Genomic DNA, 18,956 nt, shown 5'->3' on the forward strand with positions numbered 1-18,956 from the left:
ATTGTCGGATTAATGCCCCGACATTTGAGACATAGTATTGAGTAATACGACACCAAGCAAAATTAACCCGATACTGATTATCCCAATTAAATCCGTTTTTTGTCCGAAAAAGATAATACTGACGGCGGATGTTAGTACTAACCCTGAGCCTGCCCATACGGCATAAGCTGTGCCAAGAGGCATTGTTTTAAGGGTAATTGAAAGACAATAAAACGAAATAATAAAGCCGACAACAATCCCCACTGTCGGCAAAGGCTTGGAAAAACCATCGCTTAGTTTCAGCATAGATGAAGCGAATACTTCACTTATAATCGCACAGGCTAAAAAGAGCCAATGTAATTGCATAAATTTACCTCCGAAAATAAAAGAGGTGGCAATTTTATCAATAACTTAGAAACTAAAACAGTCTTGTTTTTTAAGATTTTTTGTGCGCAATTTTGAGAGAAATATCATCTATGACACGAGGGTGTTTGGCATTCAAAAAATGATAAAGGCAAGGAATTTATATGCAAAAATTTAATATTTCAACGCATACCGGATCTGTGTTACATGGTGTGTTATTTACTGCTAATCGCTCATCGGATACCGCAGTGATTGCCATTACCGGTATTCATGGCAATTTTTATTCTAATCCTTTTTATTACAATATTGGCGAAACTTTTGCCAACCAAGGCATTGATTTTATTTACGAACAAACTCGCAATGCCTTTAGTCAATTTAATGATGTGAATACGCAAACAGGGTTACCTGAAATTTTAGGATCGTTTAACGAGGATTTTGTTAAAAGTATTGACGATGTGCGAGCCTACATTGATTTTGCAGAAAGTCGTGACTACCGACATATTATTTCGCCGGACATTCTTTAGGGGCAAATAAAGTGATTTATTATTTAAGCCAGACCCAAGATCCACGAGTGACAAAATTTATTTTATTAAGTCCGGCTAATGTAACCCACTTAACCAACAGTGTGAATGAAACTGAGCGTGCTTTTATCCGCAAAATGGTGGAACAAGGCAAAGGTGAACAAATGCTGCCCTTTGAGCTATTTGGCTGCCTGTCACCGCTAATACGGCTTATCAGTGGCTATATTCACCTCTGTTGAATAATGTTCATGTAGAGGAGAGTGGTGATTATCGTCAAATTCGACAAATTCCGCATACTGGGGCATTGCTCATCGGTACGCTTGATCGTTTCACTTATGGCGATCCCCGAGGTTTCTTGCAGACTATCAATCATCATTTTCCTCAAGGGGATAAAAATCAACTGCTTTTTATTGAGCAAACCGGGCATACCTATCAGCAAAAAGAGCAGGAAGTTGCAGATAAACTCTTAGATCTTGTTCAAAAATGGCGTCAATTATGGCATTTATCAGCGTAAAAACGACCGCACCGATGACTGCGGAAGTAGAGACCTTATTAAAAAAACAAATCGGGCAGGCAATGTCTTTAATTGGACAAAGTGAAGCCTCTTTGATGTTAATTCTTGAGGGCAATCAAAGCCTGTATTTACGTGGTGAAAATCAACAAATGTTATTGCAAGGCGTGGTGGACGATTGAAATTTCTTCAACGCTATCATCAAATTAAGTGAGGGTAAAATTCTTCCGGCAGCACCGAACGCGACTTTGGAAAATTTGCAAGATTTCTTACAAAACCATCCGCTTGTTTCATTCATTGAATTGCAATATGCCTTTGGATTATCGCATAAGAAGTCCGTTCAAAGCTGGATTCAACCGTTATTGAAGAATGGCACATTGGCGATAACGGGAAAAGGAGAATTTGTGGCGGTTCAGCGTTAAAAGTGCGGTAGATTTTTAATAAGATTTTGATTATTTGGACAAGATACAAAGCCGAAATAATGTTGTTATTATGAATTTGGGGGGACGTCGAGCTTAACGTCAAACAGCCTATCGACATAATATCGTAAGCTTTCATAAATTACCCTCCTATTTGTCTTTTTTGAAAGATGGGAAAGCACGATTATTTTAAATTGTAGAAATACCGATTGAACCTTACCATTATATATTGGTCTTTATAGAGGTTTTTGATTCATTCTTATAGAGAGGTAAAAATGCAAACACGTCGAGAATTTTTAGTAATGAGTGCCGGTATGGCTTGTGCGGTGAGTATGCCAAGTTTCGTTTTTGCAAAAGTTGCTAATGAACCTTTGAATGCAACGGCAATCACGCAGGTTTTTGGTGATGGGGTGCAGATGGTGGCGGTTGCGATTGAATTTGCACAGGAATTGACGGCAGCAGATATAAGAACGGCTGATTTTAATGTTGAAGGCAGAACCATACAAAATGTATTTATTAGTCAATCGGTGGATTTAACCGAGAGTGATAAGGGGAAGTTCGTGATTGTGGCACTCAAACCTGATGAATCGGGTAGCGGTTTACAAGAAACCGTGCAGTTGGCGAATGCAACGTCTCAATCTCCGACACCGAATGGTGGCAGACCTCGTTGGGTTGCCGGTGATACAATGAGTAAAATTATTCGCTATAAAAAAGCACAGGCTAAAGTATTGGTAGAAGGTAAAACATTAGAAACCCATACGGTAAAAAATGGGGTCGTTGATGAGTTTCAACAGTCAGAATTTTACGATCAAAAAACCGCTAAAACGCTACCCTATAATTTATTTAAACCAAAGGATCAAAGTCAACCCTTGCCATTAGTGCTATTTATGCACGATGCAGGGGCAACCAGCGATCAAACTGAAGTCACCCTTTTTCAAGGATTAGGGGCGGTTATTTGGGCTGAACCGAAGGAGCAGGAAAAGCGTCCTTGCTATGTGCTTGCACCACAATATAACGAGATTATCGCAGATGATGATTGGCGTACGTCTGATATGCTTGATACCACAATTCATTTGGTTCAAAAGTTGATTGAAGAAGAAAAAATCGATCCAAAACGTATTTATGTGACAGGACAATCCGGTGGCTGTATGTTAGCAACAGCAATGAATGTGAAATATCCTGATTTTTTTACCGCCAGTTATTTGGTGGCAGGCAAATGGAATGCTGAAGTTGTCGCACCATTGGCGAAGAATAAAATGTGGTTTATGGCATCGGTGGATGATTTGGGGGCATTTCCTAGTTTTAATGCGATCACCGAACGTTTAGCACAAGCAGGTGCAAAAATCAGCCGAGCGGAATGGAATGGTAGTTGGGAGGCGGATCAATACCGCTTTGCGTATGATGATTTAATGGCTGAACAAAGTCCGATTAATTATACCATTTTCGCTAAAGATACTGTTTTTCGTGAGACCGATAGTCGTCAAGGGGCTAGCGGGCATCGCAATACATGGCGGCTTGCATACAGTATTGAGCCAATTCGTGAATGGTTGTTTGCTCAGACGAAATAATCGTGCAGAGATTGTCTCTTTTGTCGTGGGGGAAACATAATGAAAAAGTTAGGGTTATTCATTGCACTATGGTTTAGTTTATTTGCGTTTGCGAATGAACCGGAAGAGAGTGCGAAAAAAATGACTTTTCCTGAAATACAAGCATTGGCGAGTCAAGGTGATCCTGAGGCTCAGGCTCGTCTTGGCGAGGCTTATTTGAATGGTAATTATGAGCAAAAGGTTGATTTTTCTCAGGCTTTGTTATGGTCAAAAAAAGCTGCTGACCAAGGGAATTCGAGAGCAAAATTAAACTTAGGTGTGATGTCTTTGAATGGCTATCAAGGCGAATTTGATTATCGTCAAGCAAAAGCACTGTTTGAAGAGGCCAATAATGCCGGTGAACATAAAGCTCCCCGTTACTTAGGTATCATTTATGAACGAGGCTTAGGTGTAGCACAGGATTATGTTTTGGCCGCGAAATTTTATCAACAAGGTGATAAGTATGGTGATGTGACGGCACAATATAGGCTGGCAAAGCTGTATGAACAAGGGCTGGGGGTAGCACGTGATTATGCTAAAGCCATTGCTCTTTACCAAAAGCATCAACATCGTATTGATCACATTAGTGCGCCAAGTTTTATTGCATTAGGCGATATTTATGGATTGGGGCTTGGCGTTAAAGTCAATAAGGTTGAGGCGGAAAAATGGTATCGTTTAGCCATAGAGGCGGGGAGTAAGGAAGGCGAAATCAAATTAAATTTATTAAATGAGGGGTAATTATTTTTGACTTCATTACTATAACGGTAAAGTGCGGTTAAATATGTCGGAATAGTTAATACAAGATGTATTCGTTGACTAGGTGAATCCTTTTGTCTGTATTGACAAACCAACAATTTAATTGCACATAATATTTAGAAATATCATGATCTTAATTGGAGAAAAATAATGTTATCAAAAAGTTTATTGGTGGCTACTACACTGAGTGCGATTGCCATTCAAACACAGGCTGTATCGAAAGAAATGGATGATCCTTTGGCTGATACGCCTTATTTTAATCAGACCGAAAAAGGGTTTGATCTAACATTCTCACCGAAAAACTACCGTACTTTGGAAGCGAAAGTGAATGGTGAAACCGTGAAATTTCGTGCGTTTGAGAAAATCGTTTATGTACAAAATCCCATAGAAGCGGATTATCAAACACTCAATTTGTATGTACCGGAAGCCTATTTTCAACAAGGATCAATTAACGGATTTAATGCTGATAATGCCCCTATTTTCTTGCCGAATGCGGTGGGAGGATATATGCCTGCGAAGGCTGCAACCTATGACAAAAAAAGTATAGGTGGGGAGGATAAACCGAATGCAATTTTAACCGCACTTTCTAAAGGCTATGTGGTAGCCAGTGTGGGGGCTCGTGGCAGAACATTGGAGAAAGAGGGAAAATACACGGGTAAAGCACCGGCTGCGATTATCGATCTTAAATCTGCCGTACGTTATTTACATTTTAACGATGCTGTTATGCCGGGAGATGCGAATAAAATTATTTCAAATGGGACAAGTGCCGGTGGGGCATTATCCGCCTTATTAGGGGCTAGTGGCGATAGTCGTGATTATATAGCATATTTCCAACAATTAGGCGCAGCACAGGCATCAGACCGTGTTTTTGCGGTATCGGCGTATTGCCCGATTACCAATTTGGAGCACGCAGATAGTGCTTATGAATGGGAATTTAATGGATTAAATGATTATCAAAGAATGGATATGAGCCGCTTGAATGCCAATAGTTATAATGATCGCAGCCAACCTGCCGCTAAGGCAATGATTGAGGGATCGTTAAACAAAGATGAAATAGCTGTTTCTAATCAGTTGAAAGCTGCATTTCCTGCCTATTTGAATAGTCTCAATTTGAAAGATACACAAGGCAATCCTTTAACGTTAGATCAGGATGGCAATGGTTCATTCAAAACTTATTTAGAAGGTATCATTGTGCGTTCAGCCAATAAAGCCTTGAAAAATGGTACGGATTTAAGCCAAATTACTTGGCTTGTGAAAGATAAAAATGGTGTAACCGGAATGGATTGGAACGGGTATATTCATTCTGAAAAACGAATGAAATCACCTCCTGCTTTTGATGCATTAGACTTAACAAGTGGTGAAAATAACCTGTTTGGTACGGAAAGTATTAATCATCGTCACTTTACTGCCTTTTCACTGGCGCAGAATAAAGCACAGGGTAATCAATCAGAATTAATGGCAGATAATGAGCAAATTAAATTGATGAATGCAATGAATTATGTCGAAACGAGTCCGACCCAACATTGGCGTATTCGTGTCGGTACAAGTGATCGAGATACTTCACATGCCATTGGTGCAATGCTTGCGGTGAAGTTAGAGATGTCCGGAAAGTCTGTCGATTATGAGATGCCGTGGGGTATTCCACATGCGGGGGATTATGATTTAGATGAACTATTTCAATGGATGACGGATATCAGTCGATAAAGTTAGAAAAATCCTCTGCATAATTAATTCGCAGAGGATTTTATTTATTGTCCGATTTATTCGTAATATATCAATCGCAATCAAAGGCGAATAAAAGTGCGGTCAATATATTATCAATTTTCTTGCTTAGGAAGCGTGCCGGAATTCCAACTATGAGCCTCACTTGGACGTTTAATTTGTAATAAGAAACGCTGATTTGCCGGTGCTTGTGGTTGAATGACGGTACTCGATGGTGTGGAGAATGAAATTCCGCCTTTGAGTAATTGTTGGACACTACCGGTATTAAATTTAGCACCTTGCCAGCCTAGCGTGAAATCATAGCCGGATGAAACCCAGAATTCAGAATTTTTACGCACAAGATGTTGGTATTTTGGTGCGATGATAATATGGATTAGAACACGGTCACCTAGACTGTTTAAGTCAAATTTACGTATCGTTCCAACCTCAACACCACGATAAAGCACCGGTGAGCCTTCCGTTAAATTCATTGCATCATTGGTTTCAAGAATAAATGGCATACCTTGGCTGTATTTATTACGGCTTGCTGTGGTTTGTGAAAGGTTAAATTGTGTTTTCATTTTCCCACTTCCTACTTCCACATCAATATAGGGTTGTAAAAGGCTATCTAGGTTTTCGATAGCACCGGCGGAAATTTGCGGAGAAATGATTTTAAAGGTCGAGCCCTCTTTTGCAATGATTTCCATATAGTTTGGATTAATAAATGCTTTTGCCGTGATCTTACGTGATTTGGCATCTAATGTTACACTTTCAACTTCACCAATAGATAATCCTAAATAGCGTAGGCTCATACCTTTACTTAGATTGGTAGCATCATCAGTGGTAAGGGTAATGATTTTTCCTGAAGATTTCGCTCGTAATTCGTTAGGGTATAAGATCTTATTTTTTCCTGCTCCGGTGTTATCAAAACTAATTGCCCCTTTTAATGAGCGTGCAATCGGTGTCGCCTGAATGCTGATACCTTTTGGCGTAATATCAACCTGTGCTGCACTTTCCACCCAAAAGATGCTTCTATCCGTTAATAAATGTTTGTACGGCGGATAAATATAAACATCAATATTAAAATGGTTTGTTTGAGGTTGAATATTGGTAATTTTACCGACTTCATATTGACGATACAGGACGAGAGATCCCTTACTAATGCTTGGTAAAGTTGAAGTTTTCAATGTAATATCGGGTTCGACTAAATTTCCAGTAATACCGGATTCTGCATTTTGTGTATCTTTGTAAAGCGGATACGTTTTGAGTGCATCGCCCAAACCTTTTTTCGCAATAATGCGAATCCCCCCTTGTAGCCATTTTTCCGGATGGGCCGATTCAAAACGAACACCGTCTATACCTAAATTTACATCAAAGTTTGAGGCGGCGACAAAAAGCGTATTTGGGTTAATTAAATTCCGATATGAGGAAGCAATGGCGACTTGGTATTCTACGCCTTCTACATTAATTTTTTGTTTAACAATTTCACCGATTGCAATATTGTTGTAATAAACGGATTGACCCTCCGATACACCGTAGCTTTCCGGTGCTGTGAGTGTAATTACTAGGGTATTTGGCGCGTTCAAGAGTAATTCGTTTTCCTTAATAACATCAAATTGCAATTTTTCTGTTCCATCACCCGGAATGATCTCAAAATAATCGCCTCGGAAAAAACGCTGGGGGTTTGCCAAATCACCTAAACTCGGTTTTTTATTGCGAAAAACAATATGAGTATTGGTTTTCAATAGATTTGCTTGGTTCGGATCAATGAGTAATGTCCCTTTTAGAATATCTTCATTATTTTCATCAATAGTAAGCGCTGAGAGTATGCCGACTTTGTGATCTTGAAAATATACATCTGTACGGCCTGTTTCCAAGCCGGCAACATTTGGCAGAGTAATACTGACTTCAATACCACGTTTAGCGTCTCGTAAATTTGCATAAAGTGTATAGGTTGTATTTTCGGTTGCGTTTTCACTGTTGGCAGGGGAATCGAAAGAAACGGCACCTTGTACAACAGCATTGACGCTTTCCATACTAAAGTTTAAACCGGCAGGGCTAATATTTGCCGTTACACCACTAATGTTCCAAAAGCGAGAATCTTTTTTCACAAAATGCGTATATTCTTTGTCAATGACAACATCAATTTCGACTTTATTATTTTCATTGAAACGGTAATCATAAATTTTACCAACGGGTAATTTTTTGAAATAGACGGAAGAACCGATAGAAATTGAGCCTAAGTCGTCAGCAACTAAATGAATTAATAAATCACCGGGGGAAACTTGAGCGATAGGACCTTTTTCTTGAGCTATAAATTGATCTTCAGTGTCGCCATCTCCCGGTTGTAGCGTAATGTAGTTTCCTGAAACAAGAGAGTCCAAGCCTGAAATACCGGCAAGTGAGACGCTTGGTTGTACAATCCAGAATTTTGTATTTTCACGCAGTACACCGGTCGCTTCAGGGTAGATATTGGCAATTACTTCGACTTTTTGCATATTATCGGTAAAGTTTACCTTCTTGACGACACCGATTTGTAGCCCTTGATAGCGAATCGGTGTTTTATCAGCGACTAAGCCGGATCCATTTGTAAAAGTAATTTTGATTGTTTTACCTTGTTCTTCAATAATTTGGAAGAAAAGAATTGCTCCGATACAAAGGGCAATAAACGGTAACAACCAAAAGGGAGACACTTTTCGGTTTTTGCGTAAAACGGTCTGAATCGTTTTATATTGCGAATCAACATTTGTAGTATGATTCGTTGAATGTTCATTATTCGGTTGTTGTTTTTCGGTCATAAATTTTCCAAATAAGTCGGCTATCGAATTGTGAGGTTGAAATCATTGTGAGAAAGACAGCTGCACCAAAGTAAAAAGCTGCCGGTCCCACTGTAAAATTAATAATTTGTCCTCGCGTGACAAGTGACATCATTAACGCAAGAACGAATAAATCGAGCATGGACCAACGTCCGATAAAATGCACGATATGTAACAAGTGCATTTGCCATTTAATAGAGTGTCGCCATTTGAAGTGCACACAGGCAAGCAAATATAGCATAATAAAAATTTTACTAATTGGCACAAAAATACTGGCAAAAAATACGACGAAGGCGACAAAATAGCTTTTCATTTCAATGAATGAAATTACACCGGACATCAATGTATCTTCGGTTAAAACTCCGGTCAGATAAACACCGGATATCGGTAATAAGTTTGCCGGAAAAAGCATAATAATACCGGCGATTAAGGTTGCCCAAGTACGCTGTAATTTTATTGCTTCGGGAAGATCTAAGCGTGAATCACAACGAGGACAAACATCATGATGATTTATATGTTTTATGTCTGAATGAGGGAACGAATAGTTGCAGGCGGTACACAATTCAATTTTCTCTTCCATTGGTGAGGGCATTTGTGTATGTTCAGGATAAAATTCGTCCCATAATTCATTTAAATTAATCTTGATAAATAATAGAGTAGTTAAAAGCGCCGTAAATATAAATGCCAATAAATAGACATCAATTTCCAATGTGGCATATTCGCGCACCTTAAACATTGATACGCCTAGTGCCACGAGATAGACATCAAACATCACCCAAGGCTTAATATAGCTTAAAAAAAGTAAAACATTACGTGGCCGAATATTAAGTAATTTAGCAAACCATAGCATTAAAACCAAAATTGCAAAAGAAATCGGCATTAATACTGCACAAATAAATACTAGAAAAGCCGTGTATTGATAGCCTGCAGTTGCCATTTTCCAAATTCCTTCCCATACAGAAGCATCAACTTTTACACCGAGCAGATCAATGCTTAACAGAGGAAATTTCAAAGCAAAGGGCATTAGAATAAGAATTGACAGCGCAATCATCGCGCAGCGATGTAGTGACCAACGATTTGTCGTGCTTAATGTATGATGACAGCGAGGGCATTCAGCATGCTCATTTTGAGACAAAGGATAAGGTACTGAGACGACTTTATCGCATTCACTGCAACGAGCGATTTTATTATGAATATTCGCAAAATTCGGTGTAGTCGTCATAATAATGCTTTTGTTATATAAAGTGCGGTCAAAAAAGATTGAGTATTTTATCCTTATTCCTCTTGGTTTGTGAAGTTTAAATGAACAAACGTTTATTAAAATTGATAGAGTAGCAAACAACTTAATTCCCAAACTTACTTGGGACATTGTCAATTCTTATAAAAGTGCGATAAACTATGTAAGTTTTTTATTTCAATCCTAGGACAAACAATGACAGATTCTCAACTTGATGTTCAGCAAACTGAAGAAACTTCATCAAATCTACAAAAATTGACGAACAATAAGGAAATTATTGCTTATTTAGCAGAAAAATTTCCACTTTGCTTTATTTTAGAAGGTGAGGCAAAACCGCTAAAAATCGGTTTATTCCAAGATTTAGCTGAAGCACTAAAAGAGGATGACAGGGTAAGTAAAACACAGTTACGTCATGCTCTTCGCCAATATACATCCAACTGGCGTTATTTACACGGCTGTCGTGAAGGGGCTGAACGTGTTGATTTATATGGTAATCCGGCGGGTGTGTTGGACGCTGAACATGTTGCTCATGCGGCAGAGCAACTTGCTGAAGCAAAAGCAAAATTTGCTGAGAAACGCAAAGCGGAATTAGCAGCAAAAAAAGTGCAACAAAAACGCCAACCGCGTCGTCAAAATAATGTGAAGTCGCCACGTAAACCTAAGCCAAAGGTTGAGTTAAGTGCGGTTGATTTATCTACACTTTCTAAAGGTTCTGTTGTTAAAGTGAAAGTGGGTGATCGAGCTAAGAAAGGTATCATTGTTGAAGTGTTAAAAGATTCGGCTCGCGTAGAACTTGAGAACGGCTTAGTAATGAATATTGTGGCTGATCGTTTATTCGCATAATCGCAATATTGATATTTTATCGGGAAAGATTAAATGAAATTGATAATGACCAAAAGTATTTTAGCTACTGCTATATTAAGTGCATTGTTCCTTCACTCTAATTTGGGGTTTGCTGTCGAATCTAAGTTGAAGTTAAGCGATATTCAAATTCCTTCTGCGACGGAAGAAAATCAGCTGGCGGCAAAACGTGCGACAACGCGCTTAACGCAGTCTCATTATCGAAAATTTCAACTTGATGATGCTTTTTCCGAGAAGATCTTTGATCGTTATATCAAAAGTTTGGATTATAGTCGGAATACTTTTCTACAATCGGATATAGATGAATTACGCCAAAAATATGGCGCCCTGTTGGATGATCAGTTAAACCAAGGTGATCTTTCAGCTGCCTTTGCAATTTATGACTTAATGATGAAACGCCGTTATGAGCGTTATGTCTATGCGCTTTCATTATTAGATAAAGAACCGAATTTAAACGGTAAAGATCAGATTGAAATTGATCGTGAAAAAGCGAATTTTCCTAAAACGGAAGAAGAGGCAAACCGACTTTGGGAAGAACGTGTAAAAAATGATGTGATCAATTTAAAACTAAAAGGTAAAAAATGGCGGGAAATTAAAAACAAATTGGCAAAACGCTATAACTTAGCGATTCGTCGTTTAACACAAACAAAAGCAGATGATATTGTGCAGACGTATTTAAATGCTTTTGCACGTGAAATTGATCCGCATACCAGTTATCTCTCACCACGTACCGCAAAAAGTTTTAACGAAAGTATGAATCTTTCGTTAGAGGGGATCGGCGCGACGTTGCAATCAGAGGATGATGAAACCAGCATTAAATCTCTTGTTCCCGGCGCACCGGCGGAACGTAGCAAAAAATTAAAAGCGGGCGATAAAATTATTGGGGTCGGACAGGAAAAAGGTGAAATTGAGGATATAGTCGGTTGGCGTCTGGAAGATATTGTTGACAAAATTAAAGGTAAAAAAGGCACAAAAGTTCGTCTTGAGATTGAACCTGCCAAAGGGGGAAAATCACGTATTATCACTTTAGTGCGTGACAAAGTGCGTATTGAAGATCAGGCTGCTAAATTAACTGTTGAGAAAGTAGAAGGGGAAAATATCGGGATAATTAAAATTCCAAGTTTCTATATCGGCTTAACGGAAGATGTAAAAAAATTATTGGTTCAGGCTGAGAAAAAACACGTTAAAGGTTTGATTGTCGATTTACGTGAAAACGGTGGCGGTGCTTTGACAGAAGCAGTAGCATTAAGCGGATTATTCATTACTGATGGACCGGTGGTGCAAGTGCGCGATGCTTACCAACGCATCCGCATACACGAAGATGATGATCGTGCAGAACAATATAAAGGCCCGTTATTAGTCATGATTAACCGTTTTAGTGCTTCAGCTTCAGAAATTTTTGCTGCTGCAATGCAAGATTACAATCGCGGTATTATTATTGGACAAAATACTTTCGGTAAAGGAACTGTGCAGCAAAGCCGTTCATTGAATTTTGTTTATGACTTAGCTCAAACTCCTTTAGGTATTTTGCAATATACTATCCAAAAATTTTACCGTATTAATGGTGGATCCACGCAGCTGAAAGGCGTTTCTGCGGATATTCAGTTCCCTGAAATTATTGATGCGAAAGAATATGGTGAAGAAAAAGAGGATAATGCACTGCCTTGGGATAAAATTCCGGCATCTACTTATTCGGAAACGGGCAATGTTCGCCAATATATTTCAGAATTAGAGAAAAAACACCAAGTTCGTATTGAGAAAGAACCTGAGTTTATTGCGTTGAATGAAGAATTAAAAATTCGTGATGAACGCCGTGATCGCAAATTTATGTCTTTAAATTATCAAGAACGTAAAGCCGAAAATGATAGTGATGATGTGAGACGTTTGAAAAATATCAATGATCGTTTTAAACGCGAAGGGAAGAAATTGTTAAAAAATATTGATGCTTTGCCAAAGGATTATGAAGCACCGGATTTCTTCCTAAAAGAAGCTGAAAAAATGGCGGCGGATTTGGTGAAATTGAGTTTAAAACAAGAAAAACTAAGTACACATATTCAACAAGAATCAAATAAAGTAGTAATAAAAAAATAATAAATTTTGACCGCTCTTTGAATAAAGTGCGGTCTGTTTTATAAATCTTTAAAGGAACGCTTATGTCAAAAGGTATGGTTAAGTTGAGCGCACTGGTCTTATCATTATCAATGATGGTATCAGGTTGTGCGTTGGCGGATTGGGCTAAAGATACGGTTTCATCTCCTCATCCATCGACGCTTGATATGTCTAAACTTTCCCCTGAAGAACGGGCTAAATTAGAGGCTGAAATCAAAGAGGATCAAGCTCGTTTGGCCGCTGAAAAGCAAGCTATGCTTGAGATGTCTCTTACCCATGAAATCGGTGAGCAAAGTTTACAGTTTAAACCTATTCTTGCAAAACTTTATGCGGATAATAAATATGATTTATTGTGGCAAGATAAATCTGCGGAAAAACAATTTTTGCGGGAATATGCCGCTATGGTTGCGAGTGGTATTTCCAAACGTTCGGCTAAGTCTTTGGAGAGTTTAAGTCAAGTAGAGCAGAACGGTAACCTAACGTATGATGTACTTTTGACTGACGCGTTTTTAGACTATATGTATTACAGTAAAAACGTGAGCCAGCAGGCGCAACGTTGGCTGTATGCTTCTAATTCATACAAGCCACAGGCACCAAGTGATGAGCAAATTCAGCAATGGTTAAGTGCGGTTAAAAATAATGACCTTTTAACTTATGTGGAAGGTTTATCTACTGATAATTCACATTATCGACAAACTATTCAAGCTTTATCGTCAATGATATCAGGTTCGGGCTTAACGCCGACAGGCAAAAAATTAGCGATTAATGCACAGCGTTTGCGGGTAATCCCTGATTTTCACAATGGTATTTTCGTGAATATTCCAAGCTATCAGTTACAATATTATCGTGATGGACAATTGATGTTGGAATCCCGTGTTATTGTTGGAAAAGATCAACGCCGTACACCGGTCATGTATAGTAAATTAAGTAATGTAGTTGTGAATCCACCATGGAATGCACCTCCACGTTTGGTTAATGAAGATATTGTACCGAAATTGAGACGGGATCCCGGTTATGCGGCTGCGCATGGTTATAGTATTCTTGATAGTAAAGGAAATAGTGTTGATCCTTATTCCATTGATTGGAATAAAGTCGGTAAAAATTTTCCTTATCGTATTCGACAAGCACCGGGGGATAGCGCATTAGGTAATTATAAGTTTAATATGCCGAGCTCGGATGCTATTTATTTACATGATACGCCGAATCGCAGTCTTTTCTCGCGTAAAGATCGGGCGTTAAGTTCAGGATGTGTCCGTGTGGAAAAATCCTCCCAACTTGCCGATATTTTATTAAAAGAAGCCGGTTGGTCGGATAATCGTAAACAAAGTGTTTTGGCAAGTAAGAAAACGACTTCAGCCAATATTCGATCGGATAATCCTGTTTTCTTGTATTATGTCACGGCGTGGGTTGAAAACGGTCAAACCAAGGTACTACCGGATATTTACAAATATGATAATGTCATTGGTAATAGTGAGATTAACTGGAATATCGTAAAAAAATATTTGTAATATTGACCGCACTTGAGTGAACTAAGACTTATCTTTATAAGTCGAAAAACGAAATAATGAAATAAGAGAAAGTAATGAGTAAAATTAATCAAAGCCGACGTAAATGGCTATCTCTAGGCGGTATCGTATTGGGGGCAAGTATTGTACCTAATACGGTTCTAGCAATGGTTTCTACTGCTAAACCCCGTATTTTGGCACTTCGAAATGTTAATACCGGAGAACGTCTAAGTGGCGTATTTTCACCAAAGGGTGGATTTTCAACATCAATGCTGAAAAAGCTTGATCATTTTATGCGGGATAAACGAACAAACCAAATTCATAGGATGGATCCGAACTTATTTCTGAAACTTTATCGTATTCAAAGTAATTTAGGGCTACAAACCGCTGAAATTCAGATTATTTGTGGTTATAGATCACCGGCTACCAATGCAATGCGTCATCGCCAAAGCCGCGGAGTTGCAAGTAATAGCTATCATGTAAAAGGTCAGGCGGTGGATTTTCGTATTGATGGTACATCATTAGTGAAAATCAAACAGACGGCAGAAAAACTGAATAACGGTGGGGTAGGATTTTATCCGCGTAGTAATTTTATCCATGTCGATACTGGCCCGGTAAGAACTTGGCGGGGTGTATAAAAGTATTGAAAAATTGACCGCACTTTGGTGCGGTTTTTGTTTATGAGGAAAAAAATGAATATAGAGATTATTCCCGTTACACCTTTTCAACAAAATTGTAGTTTAATTTGGGATGATGAGAAAAATGCCGCTATTGTTGATCCGGGAGGAGAAGCGGAAAAACTAATTCAGCAAATTGAAAAATTTGGAGTAAATTTAAAAGCAATTTTACTGACCCATGCCCATTTAGATCATGTTGGTGCAGCCGAACGGATTAAACAACACTTTAATGTAGAAATTTGGGGCTCGCAAGAAAATGATCGGTTTCTATTCGATAGTCTGCCGGATCAGGCTGAGCGTTTTGGTTTACCGAATATTAAACCGTTTTTACCAGATCGTTGGTTGAATGAGGGAGATGTGGTTAATATTGGGGATTTTCAATTTGATATTTTGCACCTACCTGGTCATACTCCCGGCCATGTTGGATTCATTGAACAGGAGAAAAAAGTCGCTTTTACCGGTGATGTATTGTTTCAGGGAAGTGTAGGAAGAACAGATTTTCCTCAAGGGAGCCATGAGCAGCTTATTTCTTCTATCCGTGAGAAATTATTTAAGCTTCATGATGATATGATCATTATTGCCGGTCATGGTCCTTATACCACTATTCAACGTGAAAAAGCCACTAATCCTTTCTTAACGTAAAAAATAAAGGCACATTTTCGTGCCTTTATTTGACATAACTACATTTTTTCAACGGTTTTAATACCTAGCAAATCTAACCCTTGTTTTAAGGTTTTTTCCGTTAATAAAGCCAGTTTTAAACGGCTTAACTTAATCGTTTCATCTTCCGAATTTAGAATTGGGCAGTGTTCGTAGAACGAAGAAAATACGCCGGCTAATTCATATAAATAACCACAAAGGATATGCGGTATGCCTTCTCTACCAACGGTTTGCACAGCTTCTTCAAATTGTAAAAGCTTGATAGCAAGGGAACGTTCTTTTTCATCAATTAGCGTTAACGGAGCGTTGTAAAGTGCGGTCAAATTCACCTGAGTTTTGTTGAAGATTGAACGAATACGCGTGTAGGCATATTGCATATAAGGCGCAGTATTACCGTCAAAACTGAGCATATTATCCCAATCGAATACATAATCTGTAGTACGGTTTTTGGAAAGATCCGCATATTTCACCGAACCAATTCCCACCGCTTCGGCAACGGCTGCTTTTTCGTCATTAGACAAATTATTGCTTTTTTCGTTAATTAATATTGTCGCCCGATCAATTGCTTCATCTAATAAATCTGCTAATTTCACCGTTCCACCTGTACGGGTTTTGAATGGCTTACCATCTTTACCTAGCATCATTCCGAAATTTTTATGCTCTAATGAAAAACTGTCAGGTACATAGCCTGCTTTGCGGGTAATCAGCCACGCTTGCTGCATATGTTGGCTTTGGCGCGTGTCAGAAAATACTAATGCCCGATCGGCTTTCAATGTCTCATAACGATATTTCGCTGCGGCAATATCGGTCGTTGTGTAAAGGAAACCTCCGTCTTTTTTTTGTACGATGACCCCCATTGGCTCGCCTTCTTTATTTTTGAATTCCTCTAAATATACGACAAGCGCGCCATCGTCTTCTACTGCCAGACCTTGTTTTTTTAAATCTTCGACAATGCCGGGTAACATTGGATTATAAAGACTTTCACCCATTACATCTTTTTCTGTTAATGTGACATTCAGACGATCATAATTATGCTGATTCTGTTGCATTGTGATGTCCACTAACCGTTTCCACATAGAACGGCAATATTCATCACCACTTTGTAATTTCACCACATAATTGCGGGCTTTTTCAGCGAATTTTTCATCTTCATCATAGTGTTTTTTAGCTTCTCGATAGAATGTTTCTAAATCTTGTAATTCCATTTCGCTTGCGTGTTCATTTTGCATTTTTTCAAGATAAGCAATCAACATACCAAACTGAGTTCCCCAGTCGCCCACGTGGTTGGCACGAATAACCTTATGTCCTTGGAATTCAAGCGTACGGGCTACGGCATCGCCAATAATAGTTGAACGTAAATGACCTACATGCATTTCTTTTGCCACATTCGGTGAAGAATAGTCAATTACAACAGTTTGTTTATCCGCAGTTTGGATGCCTAAATTTGGTTGGCTAAGTGTGTGAGAAACCTGCTCTGTAATCCAGTTGGAATTTAAGAAAATATTAATAAAACCGGGACCGGCAATTTCTAATTTTTCCGCAATATCGGAAAGATCGGCATGTGCTAATACGCCTTGTGCAAATTCACGCGGGGATAAATTCAGTTTTTTTGCGGCAGCCATAATGCCGTTTGCCTGATAGTCTCCAAATTGAGGTTTTCCTGACTGGCGCACAAGTGCATCACAAGATTCATCGGCACCGGCTGACATCATCGCTTGTTTAATTTTATTTGATAAAATAGATTGAATATTCACGGTTTTTCCTGTGTTTAAATTGAATATTAGAAATAATGGATTATGATAGCGTTCTTTATTGATTTCTCAAAGGGAGAATATGAAATTAAACGAAAATCTGCTCATGCTTGAGAAGGAATTAGAGGATTTTGAGAGAAAAATTCAAGAGCTTGCGAATATGATGGCAATTAATTTATCTGATTATGAAATCGATCATATTGCTTTGCGGGCAAATAGTGAACAAAAAGCAAAAAACTGGCTGACACATTTAGTAAAGTGCGGTAGAATTTTATCCGATAATATCATTAATGGACGGTCTATCTATTTAATTCAATTAGAAAAGCCGTTTGCCTTTGCAGGGCAATTTGTTGATGTTATTGAATTACCGTTTCCTAAGAATAAACAATATCCTCAAGAAACTTGGGAGCATATTGAGATTGTTGTTCCTTTCCTCGCAGATGAATCAACAGAAGCGTGGGTAGAGCGAATTAATAAGCAATTTTTATGGCAACGATTACCTAAATTAACAACAAAGGTGAGTGAACCTAAGGCAGAGGGAGAACGGTTATCAAATCCTTCTATTGCGGTTGGTTTCGTTGATAAAAGCGAAAATTATACTTGTATTAAAGTTCACCCTTACTCTATTAAAAAAATACTCGAGGTTTAGCACAATGAAAAAAGTGACTTTAGCATTGGCAGTTTTATTAAGCTTAGGTTTAGCCGCCTGTTCATCAAATAACCCAAAAGATGAAAGCGCATATAAAGGTCAAGTAATTTTTAGTGAAATGAAAGGTGAAAACCTTCAATTGACTGTTCGTAAAAATAATTGTTCTTACAAAGCGGAAGGGGAAACAGAAACTGTTACCCACGCGTATGATTCAACTTTGGTTGTTGGAGCTTGTGTAAAAGTATCTGATAATGGCAACGGCTTAAAAAATATTTCTACTTGGTCACCAAGGAATCCAATTTAATTTATAAATTATAAGGTTGATTAATTATGAAAAAAATGGTAGTGGCATTAGTAGTTGCTGTTACATTTGGTATCACAGGTTGTGCGAATACCGATATTTTTAGTGGTGATGTTTACTCTGCCGATCAGGCAAAGGAAGCACGTTCAGTTAGTTATGGCACGTTAGTTTCTGTCCGTCCGGTAAAAATTCAAGCTGATAATCAGGGTGTAATCGGTACTGTCGGTGGTGGTGTACTTGGTGGTGTTGCGGGTAATGCGATCGGTGGCGGTCGTGGTCAAGCTATCGCAACAGCGGTAGGTGCGATTGCCGGTGCTATGGCAGGTAGCAAGATTGAAGAAAAAGCGAGCCAAGTTAATGGTGCGGAACTTGTAATTAAAAAAGATGATGGAAAAAGCATTGTTGTAGTACAAAAGGCTGATCCTAAATTTGTTGCCGGTAAGCGTGTGCAAATTGTAGGCGGTTCGTCACTCAATGTTTCTGTAATCAACTAATGGATTTTATACTAATAAAAAAAGCGAACACTATGTTCGCTTTTTTTATTTTTAACTAAA

Annotated in this window: 20 protein-coding genes; 16 read left to right on the plus strand and 4 right to left on the minus strand. The window is 38.6% G+C overall.

The window, feature by feature from the left end:
* Nucleotides 1–9: 9 nt before the first annotated feature.
* Nucleotides 10–345 (minus strand): DMT family transporter, encoded by a 336-nt coding sequence (locus tag BKK47_RS05140; protein WP_077493827.1) that lies wholly within the window; start codon nucleotides 343–345, stop codon nucleotides 10–12.
* Nucleotides 346–506: 161 nt separating this feature from the next.
* On the opposite strand from BKK47_RS05140, the gene BKK47_RS12690 reads away from it, so the two are divergent.
* From BKK47_RS12690 to BKK47_RS05165, 8 genes are all read left to right on the plus strand, one after another.
* Nucleotides 507–866, plus strand: coding sequence for an alpha/beta fold hydrolase (locus BKK47_RS12690; protein WP_244149110.1), 360 nt, complete (start codon nucleotides 507–509; stop codon nucleotides 864–866).
* 11 nt (nucleotides 867–877) lie between these two features.
* Nucleotides 878–1,102, plus strand: coding sequence for a hypothetical protein (locus tag BKK47_RS12695; RefSeq protein ID WP_244149111.1), 225 nt, complete (start codon nucleotides 878–880; stop codon nucleotides 1,100–1,102).
* Complete coding sequence (locus BKK47_RS12700) at nucleotides 1,099–1,377, plus strand: hypothetical protein (protein ID WP_244149112.1); 279 nt, start codon at nucleotides 1,099–1,101, stop codon at nucleotides 1,375–1,377. The genes BKK47_RS12695 and BKK47_RS12700 overlap by 4 nt, the downstream gene beginning before the upstream one ends.
* On the plus strand, nucleotides 1,359–1,556 hold the full coding sequence (locus tag BKK47_RS05150; RefSeq protein WP_077493828.1) for a hypothetical protein: 198 nt from the start codon (nucleotides 1,359–1,361) through the stop codon (nucleotides 1,554–1,556). The genes BKK47_RS12700 and BKK47_RS05150 overlap by 19 nt, the downstream gene beginning before the upstream one ends.
* 66 nt (nucleotides 1,557–1,622) lie before the next feature.
* Nucleotides 1,623–1,796, plus strand: a complete 174-nt coding sequence (locus tag BKK47_RS12435) for a hypothetical protein (protein WP_158074751.1) — start codon at nucleotides 1,623–1,625, stop codon at nucleotides 1,794–1,796.
* 272 nt (nucleotides 1,797–2,068) lie between these two features.
* Nucleotides 2,069–3,361, plus strand: coding sequence for a prolyl oligopeptidase family serine peptidase (locus BKK47_RS05155; protein ID WP_077493829.1), 1,293 nt, complete (start codon nucleotides 2,069–2,071; stop codon nucleotides 3,359–3,361).
* Nucleotides 3,362–3,400: 39 nt separating this feature from the next.
* A complete protein-coding gene (locus BKK47_RS05160) occupies nucleotides 3,401–4,117 on the plus strand; it encodes a tetratricopeptide repeat protein (RefSeq protein ID WP_077493830.1) in 717 nt (238 codons plus the stop codon).
* Nucleotides 4,118–4,285: 168 nt separating this feature from the next.
* On the plus strand, nucleotides 4,286–5,839 hold the full coding sequence (locus BKK47_RS05165; RefSeq protein ID WP_077493831.1) for a subtype B tannase: 1,554 nt from the start codon (nucleotides 4,286–4,288) through the stop codon (nucleotides 5,837–5,839).
* A 113-nt stretch (nucleotides 5,840–5,952) separates the two neighbouring features.
* Here the strand turns inward: BKK47_RS05165 and BKK47_RS05170 are convergent, their stop codons facing one another.
* Nucleotides 5,953–8,634 carry a PqiB family protein gene (locus tag BKK47_RS05170; RefSeq protein WP_077493832.1) on the minus strand — a complete coding sequence of 894 codons (2,682 nt, stop codon included), beginning with the start codon at nucleotides 8,632–8,634 and terminating at the stop codon, nucleotides 5,953–5,955.
* Entirely contained in the window at nucleotides 8,609–9,874 is a 1,266-nt protein-coding gene (locus BKK47_RS05175) for a paraquat-inducible protein A (RefSeq protein ID WP_077493833.1), read from the minus strand. Before BKK47_RS05175 ends, BKK47_RS05170 begins: the two co-directional genes overlap by 26 nt.
* A 210-nt stretch (nucleotides 9,875–10,084) precedes the next feature.
* Here BKK47_RS05175 and proQ point away from each other — a divergent pair, with 210 nt between their 5' ends.
* The 5 genes from proQ (at nucleotide 10,085) to BKK47_RS05200 (ending at nucleotide 15,683) form a co-directional block, all read left to right on the plus strand.
* On the plus strand, nucleotides 10,085–10,732 hold the full coding sequence (gene proQ, locus BKK47_RS05180) for an RNA chaperone ProQ (protein ID WP_077493834.1): 648 nt from the start codon (nucleotides 10,085–10,087) through the stop codon (nucleotides 10,730–10,732).
* Nucleotides 10,733–10,765: 33 nt separating this feature from the next.
* Nucleotides 10,766–12,841, plus strand: a complete 2,076-nt coding sequence (prc, locus tag BKK47_RS05185) for a carboxy terminal-processing peptidase (protein ID WP_077493835.1) — start codon at nucleotides 10,766–10,768, stop codon at nucleotides 12,839–12,841.
* A 62-nt stretch (nucleotides 12,842–12,903) separates the two neighbouring features.
* Entirely contained in the window at nucleotides 12,904–14,367 is a 1,464-nt protein-coding gene (locus BKK47_RS05190) for a L,D-transpeptidase family protein (protein ID WP_077493836.1), read from the plus strand.
* A 74-nt stretch (nucleotides 14,368–14,441) separates the two neighbouring features.
* Nucleotides 14,442–15,002, plus strand: coding sequence for a peptidoglycan L,D-endopeptidase MepK (gene mepK, locus BKK47_RS05195; RefSeq protein WP_077493837.1), 561 nt, complete (start codon nucleotides 14,442–14,444; stop codon nucleotides 15,000–15,002).
* A 54-nt stretch (nucleotides 15,003–15,056) separates the two neighbouring features.
* Nucleotides 15,057–15,683: an MBL fold metallo-hydrolase gene (locus tag BKK47_RS05200; RefSeq protein WP_077493838.1), complete on the plus strand. Its 627-nt coding sequence runs from the start codon at nucleotides 15,057–15,059 to the stop codon at nucleotides 15,681–15,683.
* Between the two features lie 38 nt (nucleotides 15,684–15,721).
* Here BKK47_RS05200 and argS read toward each other — a convergent pair whose 3' ends face one another.
* Nucleotides 15,722–17,455: an arginine--tRNA ligase gene (gene argS / locus BKK47_RS05205; protein WP_077493839.1), complete on the minus strand. Its 1,734-nt coding sequence runs from the start codon at nucleotides 17,453–17,455 to the stop codon at nucleotides 15,722–15,724.
* 79 nt (nucleotides 17,456–17,534) lie between these two features.
* Here argS and BKK47_RS05210 point away from each other — a divergent pair, with 79 nt between their 5' ends.
* From BKK47_RS05210 to BKK47_RS05220, 3 genes are read left to right on the plus strand one after another with little or no spacing between them, the layout of a single operon-like run.
* The gene (locus tag BKK47_RS05210; RefSeq protein ID WP_077493840.1) at nucleotides 17,535–18,101 is read left to right on the plus strand and encodes a VOC family protein; all 567 of its coding nucleotides are present in this window, start codon (nucleotides 17,535–17,537) and stop codon (nucleotides 18,099–18,101) included.
* Between the two features lie 4 nt (nucleotides 18,102–18,105).
* Nucleotides 18,106–18,405 carry a hypothetical protein gene (locus BKK47_RS05215; protein WP_077493841.1) on the plus strand — a complete coding sequence of 100 codons (300 nt, stop codon included), beginning with the start codon at nucleotides 18,106–18,108 and terminating at the stop codon, nucleotides 18,403–18,405.
* Between the two features lie 26 nt (nucleotides 18,406–18,431).
* Nucleotides 18,432–18,896, plus strand: a complete 465-nt coding sequence (locus BKK47_RS05220; RefSeq protein ID WP_077493842.1) for an outer membrane lipoprotein — start codon at nucleotides 18,432–18,434, stop codon at nucleotides 18,894–18,896.
* The last annotated feature ends 60 nt before the right edge of the window (nucleotides 18,897–18,956 follow it).

Origin of the sequence: Rodentibacter mrazii, assembly GCF_001998825.1 — a bacterium.
Lineage (GTDB): Bacteria > Pseudomonadota > Gammaproteobacteria > Enterobacterales > Pasteurellaceae > Rodentibacter > Rodentibacter mrazii.

Coding starts and splice junctions, on each gene's coding strand:
- BKK47_RS05165 (WP_077493831.1), top strand. CDS start 4,286: ATGTTATCAAAAAGTTTATTGGTGGCTACTACACTGAGTGCGATTGCC.
- BKK47_RS05200 (WP_077493838.1), top strand. CDS start 15,057: ATGAATATAGAGATTATTCCCGTTACACCTTTTCAACAAAATTGTAGT.
- BKK47_RS05140 (WP_077493827.1), bottom strand. CDS start 345: ATGCAATTACATTGGCTCTTTTTAGCCTGTGCGATTATAAGTGAAGTA.
- BKK47_RS05190 (WP_077493836.1), top strand. CDS start 12,904: ATGTCAAAAGGTATGGTTAAGTTGAGCGCACTGGTCTTATCATTATCA.
- BKK47_RS05150 (WP_077493828.1), top strand. CDS start 1,359: ATGGCATTTATCAGCGTAAAAACGACCGCACCGATGACTGCGGAAGTA.
- BKK47_RS05220 (WP_077493842.1), top strand. CDS start 18,432: ATGAAAAAAATGGTAGTGGCATTAGTAGTTGCTGTTACATTTGGTATC.
- prc (WP_077493835.1), top strand. CDS start 10,766: ATGAAATTGATAATGACCAAAAGTATTTTAGCTACTGCTATATTAAGT.
- BKK47_RS05170 (WP_077493832.1), bottom strand. CDS start 8,634: ATGACCGAAAAACAACAACCGAATAATGAACATTCAACGAATCATACT.
- BKK47_RS05215 (WP_077493841.1), top strand. CDS start 18,106: ATGAAAAAAGTGACTTTAGCATTGGCAGTTTTATTAAGCTTAGGTTTA.
- BKK47_RS12690 (WP_244149110.1), top strand. CDS start 507: ATGCAAAAATTTAATATTTCAACGCATACCGGATCTGTGTTACATGGT.
- BKK47_RS05210 (WP_077493840.1), top strand. CDS start 17,535: ATGAAATTAAACGAAAATCTGCTCATGCTTGAGAAGGAATTAGAGGAT.
- BKK47_RS05160 (WP_077493830.1), top strand. CDS start 3,401: ATGAAAAAGTTAGGGTTATTCATTGCACTATGGTTTAGTTTATTTGCG.
- BKK47_RS05155 (WP_077493829.1), top strand. CDS start 2,069: ATGCAAACACGTCGAGAATTTTTAGTAATGAGTGCCGGTATGGCTTGT.
- BKK47_RS05175 (WP_077493833.1), bottom strand. CDS start 9,874: ATGACGACTACACCGAATTTTGCGAATATTCATAATAAAATCGCTCGT.
- proQ (WP_077493834.1), top strand. CDS start 10,085: ATGACAGATTCTCAACTTGATGTTCAGCAAACTGAAGAAACTTCATCA.
- mepK (WP_077493837.1), top strand. CDS start 14,442: ATGAGTAAAATTAATCAAAGCCGACGTAAATGGCTATCTCTAGGCGGT.